Raw genomic sequence first — 17,286 nt, 5'->3', positions numbered from 1 at the left:
AAGGAGCAATGACTTTGCTGGACGCCAAGACGTTCGACAGTTTGAAGATCACCCTGGCCACGGGCGACGATATCGCCTCGTGGAGCCACGGTGAAGTGAAGAAGCCGGAGACCATCAACTACCGTACGCTCAAGCCCGAGCGTGACGGTCTGTTCGGTGAGCAGATCTTCGGCCCCACCCGCGACTGGGAATGCGCGTGTGGTAAGTACAAGCGCGTGCGCTACAAGGGCATCATCTGCGAAAAGTGTGGTGTTGAGGTCACGCGCTCCAAGGTGCGTCGTGAGCGTATGGGTCACATTGACCTTGCCGCCCCCGTCACCCACATCTGGTACTTCAAGGGTGTTCCCTCGCGACTGGGCTACGTGCTGGATCTGGCTCCGAAGGACCTGGAAAAGGTCATCTACTTCGCTGCCTACATGATCACCGAGGTTGACGAAAAGGGCCGTGACGAGGATCTGATGGATCTGCGTTCTGAGCTCGAGGTCGAGAAGACCCACCTCGAAAACCAGCGCGATGCTGCGATCAACGAATTCGCAGAGCGCCTGGAAGCAGAGATTGCTGAACTTGAAGCAAACGATGCATCCGCAACCGAGATCGAGCGCCGCCGCAAGGCCGGCGAACGCGATATGGCCAAGATCCGTCGTCGTTACGAGGGCGATATCGAAGGCCTGGAGACGGTGTGGGAGCGCTTTAAGTCCCTCAAGGTCGGTGACCTCGAAGGTGACGAGCGCCTCTACCGTGCGATGGTTGCCCGCTATGGCACCTACTTCAAGGGTGACATGGGCGCATCCGCCATCCAGAAGCGCCTGCAGACCTTCGATCTGGAAAGCGAAGTTGAACAGCTTCGTGCAATCATCCAGAACGAAAATGGCCCGCGTAAGACACGCGCCATCAAGCGTCTGAAGGTTATCAACGCGTTCGTAGCTACCGGCAACAAGCCCGAGTCCATGGTTCTGACGAAGATTCCGGTTATTCCGCCGGATCTGCGCCCCATGGTTCAGCTTGATGGTGGCCGTTTCGCGACCTCTGACCTGAATGATCTGTACCGTCGCGTGATCAACCGCAACACCCGACTCAAGCGCCTGCTCGAGCTGGGCGCGCCTGAGATCATCGTCAACAACGAGAAGCGCATGCTTCAGGAATCTGTTGACGCGCTCTTCGATAATGGACGCCGTGGCCGCCCCGTTGCAGGCCCCGGTAACCGTCCGTTGAAGTCGATCTCTGACATGCTCAAGGGTAAGCAGGGTCGTTTCCGTCAGAACCTTCTGGGTAAGCGCGTCGACTACTCGGGTCGTTCCGTTATCGTCGTCGGCCCGCAGCTGAAGCTTCACCAGTGTGGTCTGCCCAAGCAGATGGCTCTGGAACTCTTCAAGCCCTTCGTCATGAAGCGCCTGGTTGAGAAGAACTTCGCCCAGAATGTGAAGGCTGCAAAGCGCAAGGTTGAACGCCAGCGCCCCGAGGTGTGGGACGTCCTTGACGACGTCATCCGCGAGCACCCCGTGCTGCTGAACCGTGCACCTACGCTGCACCGCCTGGGTATTCAGGCCTTCGAGCCCCAGCTCATTGAAGGTAAGGCTATCCAGCTGCACCCGCTGGCTTGTGGCGCCTTCAACGCAGACTTCGACGGTGACCAGATGGCAGTTCACCTGCCCCTTGGCGCAGAGGCACAGGCCGAGGCCCGTATCCTCATGCTGTCGACCAACAACATTCTGAAGCCTTCTGATGGACGCCCCGTTGCCATGCCTTCGCAGGACATGATCATCGGTCTGTTCCACCTGACTTCGGATCCCGATCCGTCGCTTCCGGTTACTCGTGATGAGAACGGCGAGGAAATCATCCCCGTCTACTCAACGGTTGCTGAAGCACGCATGGCCTTCGACAACGGTGATCTTCACCTGAACCAGCGCGCACGTATCCGCTTTGCGGGTATTGTTCCGCCGCTGGATTGGGAAGCACCCGAGGGCTGGAGCGAAGGCGACGACATCATTCTGGAAACCTCTCTGGGCCGCGCGATCTTCAACGAGCAGCTCCCTGTCGACTACCCCTTCGTTAACGAAGTCGTCGGCAAGAAGCAGCTGGGCCAGATCGTCAACACCCTGACCGAGCGTTACCCGAACGTTTTGGTTGCCGACTGCTTGGATGCACTCAAGTCCGCTGGGTTCCACTGGTCGACTTGGTCGGGCATCACCATTGCCTTCTCGGATATTCAGGCATCGCCGAACAAGCGTGCAATCCTTGCCCGTTACGAGGCCAAGGCCGCTGAGATCCAGGATCAGTTCGAGACCGGTATCATCCTCGAGGAAACCCGCTACGAAGAGCTGGTTGATTTGTGGCTGAAGTGCACCGAAGAGGTCGCAGAAGATATGCGCGATCACTTCTCCGCACGTAACACCGTGTACCGAATGGTTTCATCCGGTGCTCGTGGTAACTGGTCGCAGGTTCAGCAGCTGGCTGGTATGCGTGGTCTGGTGTCTGACCCGAAGCAGAAGCTGATCGAGCAGCCCATTAAGGCGAACTACCGCGAGGGCCTGACGGTTCTCGAGTACTTCATCGCTACCCACGGCGCCCGTAAGGGTCTGGCTGATACCGCACTTCGTACCGCTGAGTCTGGTTACCTGACCCGTCGTCTCGTCGACGTCTCGCAGGACGTGATCGTTCGCGAGGCCGACTGTGGCACCCGTCAGGGCGTGCGCATCAAGATCGCGCGGAAGAACTCTGCGGGTGAGTGGGAAGCAGTGGACACCATTGAAACCACTGCCTACGCACGTACTCTGGCCCGCGATGCGGTTGCGGAAGACGGCACCGTCGTCGCCCACGCTGGCGATGACCTCGGTGATGCACAGCTTGCTGAGCTGGTTGCAGCTGGAGTCGAGGAAGTTGTCTGCCGCTCCGTCCTGACCTGTGAGTCTCAGGTTGGCACCTGTGCGACCTGCTACGGTCGTTCACTGGCCACCGGCAAGCAGGTGGATATCGGCGAGGCCGTTGGTATTATCGCCGCCCAGTCGATTGGCGAGCCCGGTACCCAGCTAACGATGCGTACCTTCCACACCGGTGGTGCGGCCTCGGCAGCCGACATTACCCAGGGTCTGCCTCGTGTTCAGGAACTCTTCGAAGCGCGTAGCCCGAAGGTCGAAGCCAAGATGAACGAGGCCGCTGGCCGCGTTCACATTGACGATGAAGATCCCTCGGTACGTCGCATCGTCATCATCCGTGATGACGGTAAGGAAGATTCGGTCGTCGAGGTTTCTCGTCGCCAGAAGCTTCTGGTTGAAGAGGGCCAGCACATCGATGCCGGTACCGCACTGACCGAAGGCCAGCTGGATCCCAAGGAAGTTCTGCGCATCATGGGCCGCAACGTGGCTCAGAAGCAGCTTGTGGACGAGGTCCAGAAGGTGTACCGCGATCAGGGCGTTGGTATCCACTCCAAGCACATCGAGGTTATTGTCCGCCAGATGCTCCGCAAGGTCACCATCCTGGAGCCCGGCGATACCTCCTTCATGCCCGGCGAACTCGTCGACCGTATGGCCTACTTGGCGCAGAACCGCAAGGTTGCTGCTGAAGGTGGCCAGCCTGCATCCGGTCGTCAGATGCTCATGGGTATCACGAAGGCCTCGCTGGCAACCGACTCCTGGTTGTCCGCAGCGTCCTTCCAGGAGACCACGAAGGTTCTGACCGAGGCCGCTATGAACGGCAAGTCGGATCAGCTTCTTGGCCTCAAGGAGAACGTCATTCTCGGTAAGCTCATCCCGGCAGGTACCGGCCTGGCGCGTTACAACAACGTCACGGTTGAGCCCACCCCCGAGGCAATGGCGAACTCGAACTACTCCGAGCTCGATTTCCAAGATGGCCAGGTATCCGCGGACTTCCTGGATGCCCTTGGAGCGATCGACTTCGGTATGACCTTCAAGGAGTAACCGCCTCAGCGGTTTCCTGAAGTTCCCCGGCCTCTTCCGCATAAGCGTGACGAGGCCGGGGTTCCTTGTCGTGTCTGCTTGCTTGCCCTGAGCGCGCCGGGGATGTCTCACGGCGGCGCAGATCAAGCACTGGCGGCGACGATCGAAAATGACAAGTTCAACTATTTGGAAAGCTCACGCGCGGATGCTAGATTGGCCGCATACTATCCGTCAACGCTTAAGGATGTCTCCTCATGCGCCTGTCCAAGAAACTGGTCATTGCAGCGCTCGGCTCTGCGACCCTCGTTCTCAACTCGGTGGCAGCTTTCGCCGCCGGTCCCACGATTGAGGATACGGAAGGGCCGCTTGTCCGGATCGCCATCTCCGACAAGCTCAACTGCTCGATCAACTATCAGGGCGATAGGTACAACGAGTTCTACAACGGTCGATCCCCTCATCAGTCTCCAGCCGACTGTGGAACCTTCCTCGCTGTGGGATCCGAGCTCTTCGGTCCGAAGGAGCTGCATTCGCCAGCTGCGAGGAAGATGGGGACGATCGCCTGGACGCCGGTCTCGCAAACGAAGTCAGGAACGGGTACTCAAGCCGATCCGTGGGTCCTCACGACTGTCGTTCGCGGCGGTGGATTCGAGATCACGCAGACGGACACCTACTCAACGGGCAATGACTTCTACGCGACGACCTCGTCGGTGAAGAACATCTCGGATGCAGCTCAGGATTTTACTCTCTACCACGCGGCGGATTGCTTCCTCCAGGACAACGATTACGGCTTCGGTGAGTACGACGAGAGCACAGGGACGGTCATCTGCCGAGCGAAGGATCCGGAAACCGGCCAGCATACGGATCGTGGTCGAGTTGAGCAGTTCATCCCGACGACCGCCGGTTCGAACTACTACTACAGTTCCTATAACGAGGTCTGGGATAAGCTCAAGGATCGCGCGCCGCTGCCCAACAAGCTCGAGCGAGCAGATTCCAACCGGGACAACGGCATGGCTCTGAGCTGGACTCGTACCCTCGAGCCGAATGCGACGGCCGACTACTCTCTCGTCACCTCCTTCTCGCCGAAGGGCCAGGTCGCGCTGTCCTCCGCGACGTGCGCCGTCGCCCAGCCGGGCGCCGACTCCACCGCGACGCGCACCATCGGCGTGACGATCACGAACCCGAACCGTGATGTCAAGTCGGTTCAGACGGTCATTGCGACCCTGTCGGACGACGCCACCTACGTTCCCCAGTCGGTCAGCGGCGCCCCCGAGCCGACGGTCGCGGGTAAGGTTCTGACCTTCAAGAATCTGGAGCTTCCCGCCAACGGGTCGGTGAAGTTCTCGTTCCTTATTGCAGGCAGCGCTGAGGTTACTCCGCTCGTGAAGATCTCGGGGACGACGACGAGTGGTGCAGCCATCGTCGAGTCCGATACCTCGCAGTCTTCGACGTGCGATTTCCCCGAGCTTCCGACTCCCGAGCAGTCCCAGCCGACTCCTGAGCAGCCGCAGCCCACTGCCGAGCAGTCCCAGCCGACTCCTGAGCATTCGCAGCCTACTGCCGAGCAGTCCCAGCCGACTCCTGAGCAGGTGCAGCCGACTCCTGAGCAGGTGCAGCCCACGGGTGGCAAGAGCACTGAAGGCAACAAGCTTGCCAGCACTGGCGCAAACACCGGAGTTGCCATCGCGCTCGTCGGCCTGCTAGGCGTCGCCGGCGTCGGCCTCGTAGCGGCGAGGCGCCGCGCACACTGATCGGAGATCCGGTCGACAACGTCACAGGGCCCGGTCCCCGCGAGGGGGCCGGGCCCTCGTGCATCCCCTGTGATTGCCGTCGTCGGTGACGGGGCTGATACCGCCGTGGCGCCCCGGTATTAAGCTCCGCGGGCCCGACCTCGGTCAGGGAGCGAGGCTGTCGGGGAGAGAGACTTTCCACGTAGGTGGCGAAGCATGCGGGCGCCAGCTTGCCCACTCTGACAGATTGTGCACGCAATCCGACAGAACGCACGAGGTCCCACATCGAGGGGCCGACCGTGCGGTTGAATAGGTGGTGGCGGTTCCCGTCTGCCCTCTGGTCTGCGGTGCCCCACGTCTATGGAGACACAAACGGGGATGGAAAGGGAGCTGATCCGGCTCTGGGATGCAGGGTTTCGGAACTGAAAGAGGACATCAACAATGCTTTCCATCAACTGGTCTGATGTGTGGAAGATGGTTGAGTCGATCAAGGTCCCCTTGATCGTCATCGGCGTGGTGCTGGCGCTCGCCAGCATCGTCTCCCTCGCTGTCGAAGAACAATCCGACGAGCTCCTTCCTGGACGGCCTCCACAACGTTGGCTTCACCACGAACGATGAGCTGACGAACCTGTACACCTCCTACCGCGCTGAGCGCCCCGAGGTCGGCATGTTCAAGGCCGATTGGTCGCTGCCTGAACCCACGCAGGACAAGTATCGCGGACTTCCTGGATGCCCTTGGTGCAATCGATTTCGGTATGACCTTCAAGGAGTAATCCTGTCGAAGCTGTTTCGGTTGTAATCGAATGGCTTCGTGATTGACGGTCGTAAGGCCCGGTCTGCTTGTGCAGACCGGGCCTTTACCGTTTCTGCGTGGCGGCTAAGACCTTCGTCTGTCTTCTGTCGTCCGAGGTGCGTCGTCCTCCGCCCTTCGCGCTCTGCCCTTCGCACTTCTCACTCCGTACTCCGCCATCTCCTGGTTTAGCTCACTGATTCCGGGCCTATTGCTGTTCTGATGCCGCAGGTGAGCGAGCTAAAACAGGAATGGGTGAGCCAAACCCGGAATGGGGGAGCGAAACCGGGAATGGGGGAGCTAAGACAGAAGTGGTCAGTCCCACAAACAATGTGAACAATCTGGCTTTGACGGGACTGGGAATAGCTGACTATTCTTGAAAGCGGTACCCGTGACTGTGCGGGTTTCCTATGTCCACATTTCGTGTGGACAGTTCCCGAGCGGTTCTTCTCCGTGATCTCATCGCGGTGATTGTGAGCCAAATGTGGAACGCGCGGGCTCCCTCCGTCGGAGCTCCGGGTGTCATTCTCTGACGCGGCAAGGCCTCGTTATCATGGCACACCGGCCCCTGGCGGATCGCTGTGCGCGCTGGGGGATCTAAACAGTCGCGGAAGACTGAGACATGGGTTTAAGGAAATCCTTAAACCGTAGACGGAATTGAACTGGAGAACCAGTGCCTACCATTCAGCAGCTCGTCCGCAAGGGCCGCAGCTCCAAGCGTGCGAAGGTGAAGACCCCCGCGCTTAAGGGCTCGCCCCAGCGTCGCGGCGTGTGCACCCGTGTGTACACCACAACCCCTAAGAAGCCGAACTCGGCTCTGCGTAAGGTCGCTCGTGTGCGCCTTTCGTCTGGCATCGAGGTCACCGCGTACATTCCCGGTGAAGGCCACAACCTGCAGGAACACTCGATCGTCCTCGTTCGTGGCGGTCGTGTGAAGGACCTCCCCGGCGTGCGTTACCGCATCGTCCGTGGCGCTCTCGACACCCAGGGTGTCCGTGGTCGCCAGCAGGCCCGTTCCCGTTACGGCGCAAAGAAGGAGAAGAAGTAATGCCTCGTAAAGGCCCCGCTCCCAAGCGCCCCCTGGTCGACGACCCGGTATACGGCTCAAAAATCGTGACCCAGCTCGTGAACCGCGTGCTCCTCGACGGTAAGAAGACCGTTTCAGAGCGCATTGTTTACGGCGCACTCGAAATGGTTCGTGAGCGCACCGAGCAGGAACCCGTTTCCGTGCTCAAGCGCGCACTGGACAACATTCGCCCGGCCCTTGAAGTTCGCTCCCGCCGTGTTGGTGGCGCGACCTACCAGGTCCCGGTTGAGGTTCGCCCCGCACGTGCGACCACCCTCGCACTGCGTTGGCTCGTGGACTTCTCGCGCCAGCGTCGTGAGAAGACTATGACCGAGCGTCTCGCCAACGAGATTCTCGATGCCTCCAACGGTCTTGGCGCCGCTGTCAAGCGTCGTGAAGACATGCACAAGATGGCTGAGTCGAACCGCGCGTTCGCTCACTACCGCTGGTGATCACCCCTCCCGCTTCGCGATGACCCCATCCGGAGCGGGCAGGATGTTTTAACACCCTCACTTCAAACGAAGGACTGATGTAGTGGCACACGAGGTGCTTACTGACCTCAATAAGGTTCGCAACATCGGCATCATGGCTCACATCGATGCCGGCAAGACCACCGTGACCGAACGTATTCTGTTCTACACGGGCATCAACTACAAGATTGGCGAGACGCACGATGGCGCCTCGACCACCGACTGGATGGAGCAGGAAAAGGAGCGTGGTATTACCATCACCTCCGCAGCCGTGACCTCCTTCTGGAACGGTAACCAAATCAACATCATCGACACCCCCGGTCACGTTGACTTCACGGTTGAGGTTGAGCGCTCGCTGCGCGTCCTCGACGGTGCAGTTGCCGTGTTCGACGGTAAGGAAGGTGTCGAGCCCCAGTCTGAGACCGTGTGGCGTCAGGCTGACAAGTACGACGTCCCCCGTATCTGCTTCATCAACAAGATGGACAAGATGGGTGCGGACTTCTACTTCTCGGTTCAGACCATTCGCGATCGTCTTCACGCAACCCCGATCGTCATGCACCTGCCCATTGGCGCAGAGAATGACTTCGAGGGAACCGTTGACCTGCTCACCATGGAGTCCGTGCGCTACCCCGCCGAGGACGAGAACGGTCAGCCCACCCTGGGCTCCCTCGTCGTTCGTGGCGAGATCCCCGCAGAGCTTCAGGAAAAGGCAGAAGAGTACCGCGAGGCCCTCATGGAAGCTGCAGCGGAAGGCTCTGACGAGCTGACCGAGGCCTACCTTGAGAACGGCGAACTGACCGTTGAGCAGATCAAGCAGGGCGTTCGTGCGCTGACCATCTCCGGTCGTGCATTCCCCGTCTTCTGCGGTACCGCACTTCGCAACATGGGTATTCAGCCCGTGCTCGATGCGGTGATCGACTACCTGCCCTCGCCGCTGGATATTCCCGCGGTTCGCGGCTTCAAGCCCGGACACGACGAAGAAGAGCGCAACGAGGTCCGCGAGGCCTCGGAGAAGGAACCCTTCGCAGCGCTGGCCTTCAAGATCGCAGCTCACCCCTTCTACGGCAAGCTGACCTTCATCCGTGTCTACTCCGGCAAGCTGGAAGCTGGCTCGCAGGTCCTCAACTCGACCAAGGGCAAGAAGGAGCGCATCGGCAAGATCTTCCAGATGCACTCCAACAAGGAAAACCCGGTCGAAGAGGCGCATGCAGGCCACATCTACGCCGTCATCGGCCTCAAGGACACCACCACTGGCGATACGCTCTGCGCGATCGACAAGCCGGTTGTTCTTGAATCCATGACCTTCCCCAAGCCCGTGATCTTCGTGGCCGTTGAGCCCAAGTCGAAGGCTGACCAGGAGAAGATGGGCGTCGCCATCCAGAAGCTGGCTGAAGAAGACCCGACCTTCACCGTCGAGCTTGATGCCGAAACCGGCCAGACCGTCATCGGCGGTATGGGCGAGCTTCACCTCGACATCATCGTTGACCGTATGCGTCGCGAATTCAAGGTCGAGGCAAACGTTGGTAAGCCCATGGTTGCTTACCGCGAAACCATTCGTAAGAACGTCGAAAAGTTCGAGTACACGCACAAGAAGCAGACCGGTGGTTCCGGTCAGTTCGCGCGTGTCATCATCGCGCTTGAGCCCATCCCGGCTGGCTCCGAAGAAGAGTACATCTTCGAGGACAAGGTCACCGGTGGACGCGTTCCTCGCGAATACATCCCCTCGGTTGACGCTGGTATCCAGGACGCCATGCAGAATGGTGTTCTTGCCGGTTACCCGATGGTTGATGTCAAGGCAACCCTGCTTGATGGTGCATACCACGAAGTTGACTCTTCGGAAATGGCCTTCAAGATTGCAGGTTCGATGGCATTCCGCGAAGCCGCCAAGAAGGCTGCAGCGGTTCTGCTCGAGCCGATCATGGCCGTCGAGGTCCGTACGCCCGAAGAATACATGGGCGACGTCATTGGCGACCTGAACTCTCGTCGTGGTGCAGTCCAGTCTATGGACGAGCAGCACGGTGTGCGCGTGGTCCGCGCACAGGTTCCGCTGTCCGAAATGTTTGGTTACATCGGCGATCTTCGTTCTAAGACGCAGGGCCGCGCGGTGTACTCCATGCAGTTCGATAGCTACGCCGAGGTCCCGCGTAACGTCGCGGATGAGATCATCGGAAAGTCTCGGGGCGAGTGAGTCCCACAGGGTTGGATGCGGCTCAGGAACAGCCAAAATTGTTCCTGAGCTGTGACCGACCTGACAAGAATCAATAAACCTGTAGGTCTCATGCCCCATTGGGTGTTATGCTGACACCTAGCCATAGGCTGAGAATTTCTACCCGAGTCCAGGAGGACACAAGTGGCGAAGGCCAAGTTCGAGCGCACCAAGCCGCACGTCAACATCGGTACCATCGGTCACGTTGACCACGGCAAGACCACGCTGACTGCAGCAATCACCAAGGTTCTACACGACAAGTACCCGGATCTGAACGAGTTCACCCCCTTCGATCAGGTCGACAACGCTCCTGAAGAGCGCGATCGCGGTATTACCATTAACGTCTCTCACGTTGAGTACCAGACCGAGAAGCGTCACTACGCACACGTTGACGCCCCCGGCCACGCTGACTACGTGAAGAACATGATCACCGGTGCGGCACAGATGGATGGCGCCATCCTCGTTGTCGCCGCCACCGACGGCCCCATGGCCCAGACCCGCGAGCACGTTCTGCTCGCCCGTCAGGTCGGCGTGCCCACCATCCTCGTCGCCCTGAACAAGGCCGACATGGTTGATGACGAAGAAATGCTGGAGCTCGTTGAGGAAGAGGTTCGTGACCTCCTGTCCTCGCAGGGCTTCGACGGCGAGAACGCTCCCGTCATCCAGGTTTCGGCTCTGAAGGCCCTCGAGGGTGACCCCGAGTGGACCGCCAAGGTCGAAGAGCTCATGGACGCTGTGGACGACTACGTCCCCACCCCCGAGCGCGACATGGACAAGCCCTTCCTCATGCCGATCGAAGACGTCTTCACGATCACCGGTCGTGGCACCGTCGTTACCGGTCGTGTCGAGCGTGGCAAGCTGCCGATCAACTCCGAAGTTGAGATCCTCGGTATCCGCGAGCCCCAGAAGACCACCGTCACCGGCATCGAAATGTTCCACAAGTCGATGGACGAAGCATGGGCAGGCGAGAACTGTGGTCTGCTTCTCCGTGGTACCAAGCGCGACGAGGTCGAGCGTGGCCAGGTTGTGGCCGTCCCCGGCTCCATCACGCCTCACACCGAGTTCGAGGGCCAGGTCTACATCCTGAAGAAGGAAGAAGGCGGACGTCACAACCCGTTCTTCTCCAACTACCGTCCTCAGTTCTACTTCCGTACCACCGACGTGACCGGCGTCATCACCCTCCCCGAGGGCACCGACATGGTCATGCCTGGCGACACCACTGAGATCACCGTTCAGCTGATCCAGCCCATCGCCATGGAGCCCGGCCTCGGCTTCGCAATCCGCGAAGGTGGCCGCACCGTTGGTTCCGGTCGTGTGACCAAGATCCTGAAGTGACTTTGTTGATCGCCTAGCGATCGCTGAATCTTCAGTAGAGCAGGTCCGTTCTTTTGAACGGACCTGCTCTTTTCTTGTCTGAGTGTGGGGAATTGATTGTTTGCCTGCGGGGGAGTGGTGCGCGTGAAGGTGACCGATCTGACTTTGCGACACGCCCGAGTGCGGTGTAGTGTAGATATCCGGTGCGCAACGTACCTCCATTGGAGCAATGCATGCGCACGTCTTCTATGTCAGTGGATTCACATGGGTTTCCTTGGCCTCGAGCTTGAGGAAGCCTGCGTATTTCTGCCAAAATAGAAGGGTTGCCCCGCTAGAGGTGGGGCGGTTAGGCAGTGCAATCACTGCTTAATCGGGCAAAATGCCCAAGATCTTTGGACAAGACGCCGGTCCGCACCGGGCGCTCTCGCTAAGAGCGACACGCCCGGATACGGGTACCGGCGCCGAATCTGTACGAGAAGAGGTAAGACGGCATGGCGGGACAAAAGATCCGCATCCGGCTCAAGTCGTATGACCACGAGGTCATCGACAGCTCCGCGCGCAAGATCGTGGACACCGTGCAGCGAGCAGGTGCCACTGTCGTGGGCCCGGTGCCGCTGCCGACCGAAAAGAACGTGTTTGTCGTGATTCGGTCGCCCCATAAGTACAAGGACAGCCGCGAACAGTTTGAAATGCGTACGCACAAGCGGCTCATCGACATCATCGACCCGACTCCGAAGGCCGTCGATTCGCTCATGCGTCTCGATCTGCCCGCGGACGTCAACATCGAGATCAAGCTCTGAGGACATCTGCAATGACAAAGAATAAGCAGCACGCTGCTGCGCCTGTTAAGGCGCTGCTCGGCCGCAAGCTCGGTATGACCCAGGTGTGGGACGCCGACGGCCGCCTCGTGCCCCTGACTGTCGTGCAGGTTGGCACCAACGTTGTTACTCAGCTCCGTACTGAGGAAACCGACGGATACACCGCTATTCAGCTTGGCTTCGGCGATATCGATGCACGCAAGGTGACCAAGCCCCTGGCTGCTCACTTCGCGAAGGCTGGGGTTGCACCCCGCCGCCATCTCGCCGAGGTTCGCACCTCCGAGGCCGATAGCTTCGAGCTCGGCCAGGAACTGGATGCCTCAATCTTTGAAGCTGGACAGAGCGTCGATGTTTCGGGTAACACCAAGGGCAAGGGATTTGCCGGTGTTATGAAGCGTCACGGTTTCGCTGGCGTGTCCGCATCTCACGGTTCTCACCGTAACCACCGTAAGCCCGGTTCGATCGGTGCTTGCGCAACCCCCGGTCGCATCTTCAAGGGTCAGCGTATGGCTGGCCGTATGGGTGGTGTCCGTCGTACCGTCCAGAACCTGCGCGTTCAGGCCGTTGACGTGGAAAAGGGTCTGCTCCTGATTTCGGGTGCAATTCCCGGACCTAAGAACGGCATCGTGCTGGTTCGCTCCGCTGTGAAGGGTGCGTGATCATGTCTGAAATCCGTACCATCGATGTTCTTGACCTGAAGGGTAAGAAGGCCGGCACCGTCGACCTCCCCGCAGAGGTCTTTGACGTTGAGACCAACATCCCGCTGATGCACCAGGTCGTCGTCGCTCAGCTTGCTGCAGGCCGTCAGGGCACGCACGCAACCAAGACGCGCGGCATGGTTTCCGGTGGCGGTAAGAAGCCGTTCCGCCAGAAGGGCACCGGTAACGCTCGTCAGGGCTCCATCCGTGCGCCTCACTTCACTGGCGGTGGCATTGTCCACGGTCCTCAGCCCCGCGATTACTCGCAGCGCACCCCCAAGAAGATGAAGGTCGGCGCTCTGCGTTCGGCTCTTTCTGACCGTGCACGCAATGGTCGCATTCACGTCGTGACCGCTCTGTTCGAAGGCGAGAAGCCCTCGACCAAGCAGGCACTGGCCGCGGTTCGCGCACTCGTTGCTGACCGTCCGGCACTTGTCGTGCTCGAGCGCGGCGATGAGCTTTCAGCTCTGTCGCTCCGCAACGCTCGCGAGGTTCACGTGCTGTGGGCAGATCAGCTCAACACCTATGACGTCCTCGACAACGAAGATGTCATCTTCACCCAGGGCGCCCTCGAGGCATTCCTTGGCACCAAGGAGGAAACGAAGTGAGCTCGATCGAAGCCGCTAAGAACCCCCGCGACATCATTCTGCGTCCGGTTGTCACCGAGAAGTCCTCGATCCTGATGGATCAGGGCAAGTACACCTTCGAAGTTGATCCTCGCTCGAACAAGACCGAGATCAAGATGGCCGTCGAAGCGATCTTCGGCGTGAAGGTTGCCTCCGTGGCTACGCAGAACCGCAAGGGCAAGGTTTACCGCACTCGCAACGGAATCGGTACGCGCAAGGATGTCAAGCGCGCCATCGTGACCCTGCGTGAAGGCACCATCGACATCTTCGGCGAGCAGGCCTGAGCGTCGGAGAACTAGAGGAAAATCATGGGAATTCGCAAGTACAAGCCCACGACCCCGGGTCGTCGTGGTTCGAGCGTCTCCGACTTCGTCGAGATCACTCGTTCCGAGCCCGAAAAGTCGCTGGTGCGTCCGCTGCACAAGACTGGCGGCCGTAACAACAACGGCCGTGTGACTGCTCGCCACCGTGGCGGCGGCCACAAGCGCGCCTACCGCGTGATCGACTTCCGTCGTCACGACAAGGATGGCGTGCCCGCACGGGTCGCTCACATCGAGTACGACCCCAACCGCACCGCTCGTATCGCCCTCCTGCACTACGCAGACGGCGAGAAGCGTTACATCCTGGCACCTGCCAAGCTCAATCAGGGCGATCTTGTCGAGTCCGGCCCCGCGGCCGATATCAAGCCCGGCAACAACCTGCCCCTGCGCAACATCCCCCTGGGTACCGTCGTCCACGCTGTGGAGCTCTACCCCGGTGGCGGCGCAAAGATTGCACGCTCTGCTGGAACTTCGGTTCAGCTCGTCGCAAAGGAAGGCCGCTTCGCTCAGCTGCGTATGCCCTCCGGTGAAATTCGCAATGTCGAAATCACCTGCCGCGCCACCATTGGTGAGGTCGGCAACGCCGAGCAGTCCAACATCAACTGGGGCAAGGCTGGCCGTATGCGCTGGAAGGGCAAGCGCCCGCACGTCCGTGGTGTTGTTATGAACCCGGTTGACCACCCGCACGGTGGTGGTGAAGGCCGTACCTCTGGTGGTCGTCACCCCGTGTCGCCTTGGGGCAAGCCCGAGGGACGCACCCGTCGTCCGAACAAGGCCAGCGACCGCATGATCGTGCGTCGTCGCAAGACCGGCAAGAATCGCTGAGTAGGAGCTGGGAATGCCTCGTAGTTTGAAGAAGGGCCCCTTCGTCGACGATCACCTCATGAAGAAGGTTGACGCCGCGGTCGAATCCGGCTCTAAGAACGTTATCAAGACTTGGTCGCGCCGTTCGGTCATCACCCCGGATTTCCTGGGTCTGACCATTGCCGTGCACGACGGTCGTAAGCACGTGCCCGTTTTCGTCACTGAGTCGATGGTGGGCCACAAGCTCGGAGAGTTCGCTCCCACGCGTACTTTCCGTAGCCACGACAAGGACGATCGCAAGGGACGTCGGCGCTGAGCCGGCCTTGCGTAACGAAGAAAAGGCAGGATTTCATGGAAGCCAAGGCGCAGGCGCGTTTTGTCCGCGTCACGCCCCAGAAGGCACGCCGTGTCGTGAACGAGGTTCGCGGCAAGGCTGCTTTGGAGGCAGCCGACATTCTGCGGTTCGCCCCGCAGGCCGTCGCCACCGATGTCCGCAAGGTGCTCTTGAGCGCAGTCGCTAACGCGAAGGTTAAGGCTGAAGCCGCTAAGGAGACCTTCAATGAGGCGGATCTTTTGATCCTCGAAGCCTACGTTGATGAAGGTCCCACGATGAAGCGCTTCCGCCCCCGCGCTCAGGGCCGTGCAGGACGCATTCTTAAGCGCACCAGCCACATCACCGTTGTGGTTGGCACTAAGGAAGATCAGAAGAAGGGAGACCGGTAAATGGGCCAGAAGGTTAACCCCACCGGGTTCCGCCTGGGAATCACAACTGATCACCGGTCTCGCTGGTTCTCCGATTCGACGACTGCAGGTCAGCGCTACGCTGACTACGTTGCAGAAGACGTCGCAATTCGCAAGAACCTGACTGAGAACCTTGAGCGCGCAGGTATTGCAAAGGTCGATATCGAGCGTACGCGTGACCGCGTTCGCGTTGATCTGCACACCGCTCGCCCCGGTATCGTTATTGGTCGCCGCGGAGCAGAAGCAGATCGTCTTCGTCAGAACCTGGAAAAGCTCACCGGCAAGCAGGTTCAGCTGAACATCCTCGAGGTCAAGAACCCCGATCTGGATGCACAGCTGGTCGCACAGGGAATTGCTGAGCAGCTCGCTGCTCGTGTCTCTTTCCGTCGCGCAATGCGTAAGGGCATTCAGTCCGCACAGCGTGCGGGAGCCAAGGGCATCCGTGTCCAGGTCTCCGGCCGTCTGGGTGGCGCTGAAATGAGCCGTAGCGAGTTCTACCGCGAAGGCCGTGTCCCGCTGCAGACCCTGCGTGCAAACATCGACTTTGGATTCCACGAGGCCCGTACGACCTTTGGTCGCATTGGCGTCAAGGTGTGGATCTACAAGGGCGATATCACCGAGCGTGAGTTTGCCCGCCAGCAGGCTGAGCAGGCCAACCGTGGTGGACGTGGACGCGGCGATCGTCGCAACCCCCGTCGCGGACAGCGTGGCCAGCAGCAGCACGAGAACACTCAGCAGCAGGCAGCTCCGGCTGAAGCACCTGCCGCTACCGAGACCGGAACGGAGGCCTGAGCCCAATGCTCATTCCCCGTCGTACTAAGTGGCGCAAGCAGCACCGCCCGCACCGCACCGGTTTTGCTACCGGCGGCACGGAGCTCGCATTTGGCGATTACGGGATTCAGGCACTCGAGGGTGCCTACGTCACCAACCGTCAGATCGAAGCTGCTCGTATCGCAATGACCCGTCACGTTAAGCGTGGTGGCAAGGTGTGGATCAACATCTTCCCGGACCGCCCGCTGACCAAGAAGCCCGCCGAAACCCGTATGGGTTCTGGTAAGGGTGCAGTCGAGTGGTGGGTTGCTCCCGTTAAGCCGGGACGCATCATGTTCGAGCTGGCCGGTGTGCCCGAGAGCCTTGCTCGCGAGGCAATGCGCCGCGCCCAGCACAAGCTTCCGATGAAGACCCGTTTCGTGGTCCGCGAGGGTGGTGACAACTGATGGCAGATAAGGGTCTGACCACCGCCGATCTCGACGCCATGGACGATGCACAGCTGTCCAAGGAGCTTGAGAAGGCAAAGGCTGAGCTCTTCAACCTCCGCTTCGCGCAGGCAGTTGGCTCCCTTGAAGACAACGGTCGTATGAAGACTGTTCGTCGCAATATTGCCCGCATTTACACCATCGCGCGTGAACGGGAGCTCGGCTACCGCACCGCACCTGGCACTGAGGAGTGACTAACATGGCAGAAACCACTGTGCGCAACGAGCGCAAGGTCCGTCGTGGATACGTCACCAGTGACAAGATGGACAAGACCGTTGTCGTCGAGATCGAGGACCGTGTGAAGCACGCCCTCTACGGCAAGGTTATGCGCAAGAGCAAGAAGGTCAAGGTTCACGACGAGCACAACGAGTGCTCCGTTGGCGACCTCGTCCTGATTATGGAGACTCGTCCGCTCTCCGCCACCAAGCGGTGGCGCGTGGTCGAGATTCTCGAAAAGGCGAAGTGACCTTCGCCTAACAGACCGAAATCCGTTCGGCAAGGCTCGGCCCCGGAGGTAACTCCGGGGCAGAGAACCGGCTCGACGACAGGAGTCAGTA

Annotated in this window: 18 protein-coding genes; all 18 read left to right on the top strand. The window is 59.9% G+C overall.

Features of this window, described 5'->3' with window-relative positions:
• The first annotated feature begins 14 nt into the window (after positions 1–14).
• Positions 15–3,914, top strand: coding sequence for a DNA-directed RNA polymerase subunit beta' (gene rpoC / locus HGAS_RS03465; protein WP_026066607.1), 3,900 nt, complete (start codon positions 15–17; stop codon positions 3,912–3,914).
• Positions 3,915–4,147: 233 nt separating this feature from the next.
• Positions 4,148–5,641 (top strand): LPXTG cell wall anchor domain-containing protein, encoded by a 1,494-nt coding sequence (locus tag HGAS_RS03460; protein ID WP_020424270.1) that lies wholly within the window; start codon positions 4,148–4,150, stop codon positions 5,639–5,641.
• A 420-nt stretch (positions 5,642–6,061) separates the two neighbouring features.
• Positions 6,062–6,238, top strand: a complete 177-nt coding sequence (locus tag HGAS_RS08890) for a hypothetical protein (protein ID WP_019126490.1) — start codon at positions 6,062–6,064, stop codon at positions 6,236–6,238.
• An 845-nt stretch (positions 6,239–7,083) separates the two neighbouring features.
• Positions 7,084–7,458, top strand: a complete 375-nt coding sequence (gene rpsL / locus HGAS_RS03450) for a 30S ribosomal protein S12 (RefSeq protein ID WP_009408771.1) — start codon at positions 7,084–7,086, stop codon at positions 7,456–7,458.
• Complete coding sequence (gene rpsG, locus HGAS_RS03445; protein WP_019126489.1) at positions 7,458–7,928, top strand: 30S ribosomal protein S7; 471 nt, start codon at positions 7,458–7,460, stop codon at positions 7,926–7,928. The genes rpsL and rpsG overlap by 1 nt, the downstream gene beginning before the upstream one ends.
• A gap of 82 nt (positions 7,929–8,010) precedes the next feature.
• Positions 8,011–10,134 (top strand): elongation factor G, encoded by a 2,124-nt coding sequence (fusA, locus tag HGAS_RS03440; RefSeq protein WP_019126488.1) that lies wholly within the window; start codon positions 8,011–8,013, stop codon positions 10,132–10,134.
• Between the two features lie 162 nt (positions 10,135–10,296).
• On the top strand, positions 10,297–11,487 hold the full coding sequence (tuf, locus tag HGAS_RS03435) for an elongation factor Tu (protein ID WP_009408774.1): 1,191 nt from the start codon (positions 10,297–10,299) through the stop codon (positions 11,485–11,487).
• Positions 11,488–11,957: 470 nt separating this feature from the next.
• Positions 11,958–12,266 (top strand): 30S ribosomal protein S10, encoded by a 309-nt coding sequence (rpsJ, locus tag HGAS_RS03430; protein ID WP_009408775.1) that lies wholly within the window; start codon positions 11,958–11,960, stop codon positions 12,264–12,266.
• A gap of 11 nt (positions 12,267–12,277) precedes the next feature.
• Positions 12,278–12,943, top strand: a complete 666-nt coding sequence (gene rplC, locus HGAS_RS03425) for a 50S ribosomal protein L3 (protein WP_009408776.1) — start codon at positions 12,278–12,280, stop codon at positions 12,941–12,943.
• Positions 12,944–12,945: 2 nt separating this feature from the next.
• Positions 12,946–13,590 (top strand): 50S ribosomal protein L4, encoded by a 645-nt coding sequence (rplD, locus tag HGAS_RS03420; protein ID WP_026066606.1) that lies wholly within the window; start codon positions 12,946–12,948, stop codon positions 13,588–13,590.
• Positions 13,587–13,892 (top strand): 50S ribosomal protein L23, encoded by a 306-nt coding sequence (rplW, locus tag HGAS_RS03415; protein ID WP_009408778.1) that lies wholly within the window; start codon positions 13,587–13,589, stop codon positions 13,890–13,892. Before rplD ends, rplW begins: the two co-directional genes overlap by 4 nt.
• Before the next feature lie 24 nt (positions 13,893–13,916).
• Positions 13,917–14,753, top strand: coding sequence for a 50S ribosomal protein L2 (gene rplB, locus HGAS_RS03410; protein ID WP_009408779.1), 837 nt, complete (start codon positions 13,917–13,919; stop codon positions 14,751–14,753).
• 13 nt (positions 14,754–14,766) lie between these two features.
• Positions 14,767–15,048 carry a 30S ribosomal protein S19 gene (gene rpsS / locus HGAS_RS03405; RefSeq protein ID WP_009408780.1) on the top strand — a complete coding sequence of 94 codons (282 nt, stop codon included), beginning with the start codon at positions 14,767–14,769 and terminating at the stop codon, positions 15,046–15,048.
• A 35-nt stretch (positions 15,049–15,083) separates the two neighbouring features.
• Positions 15,084–15,455, top strand: a complete 372-nt coding sequence (gene rplV, locus HGAS_RS03400) for a 50S ribosomal protein L22 (protein WP_009408781.1) — start codon at positions 15,084–15,086, stop codon at positions 15,453–15,455.
• On the top strand, positions 15,456–16,265 hold the full coding sequence (rpsC, locus tag HGAS_RS03395; RefSeq protein WP_009408782.1) for a 30S ribosomal protein S3: 810 nt from the start codon (positions 15,456–15,458) through the stop codon (positions 16,263–16,265).
• 5 nt (positions 16,266–16,270) lie between these two features.
• The gene (gene rplP, locus HGAS_RS03390) at positions 16,271–16,690 is read left to right on the top strand and encodes a 50S ribosomal protein L16 (RefSeq protein ID WP_009408783.1); all 420 of its coding nucleotides are present in this window, start codon (positions 16,271–16,273) and stop codon (positions 16,688–16,690) included.
• The gene (gene rpmC, locus HGAS_RS03385; RefSeq protein WP_009408784.1) at positions 16,690–16,923 is read left to right on the top strand and encodes a 50S ribosomal protein L29; all 234 of its coding nucleotides are present in this window, start codon (positions 16,690–16,692) and stop codon (positions 16,921–16,923) included. Before rplP ends, rpmC begins: the two co-directional genes overlap by 1 nt.
• A 5-nt stretch (positions 16,924–16,928) precedes the next feature.
• Positions 16,929–17,195, top strand: coding sequence for a 30S ribosomal protein S17 (gene rpsQ, locus HGAS_RS03380; protein WP_009408785.1), 267 nt, complete (start codon positions 16,929–16,931; stop codon positions 17,193–17,195).
• The last annotated feature ends 91 nt before the right edge of the window (positions 17,196–17,286 follow it).

Source organism: Actinomyces sp. ph3, from assembly GCF_000308055.1.
Classification (GTDB): domain Bacteria; phylum Actinomycetota; class Actinomycetes; order Actinomycetales; family Actinomycetaceae; genus Pauljensenia.
Note: the sequence above shows the minus strand (reverse complement) of the source record. Positions and strands in the feature narration are given on the sequence as shown.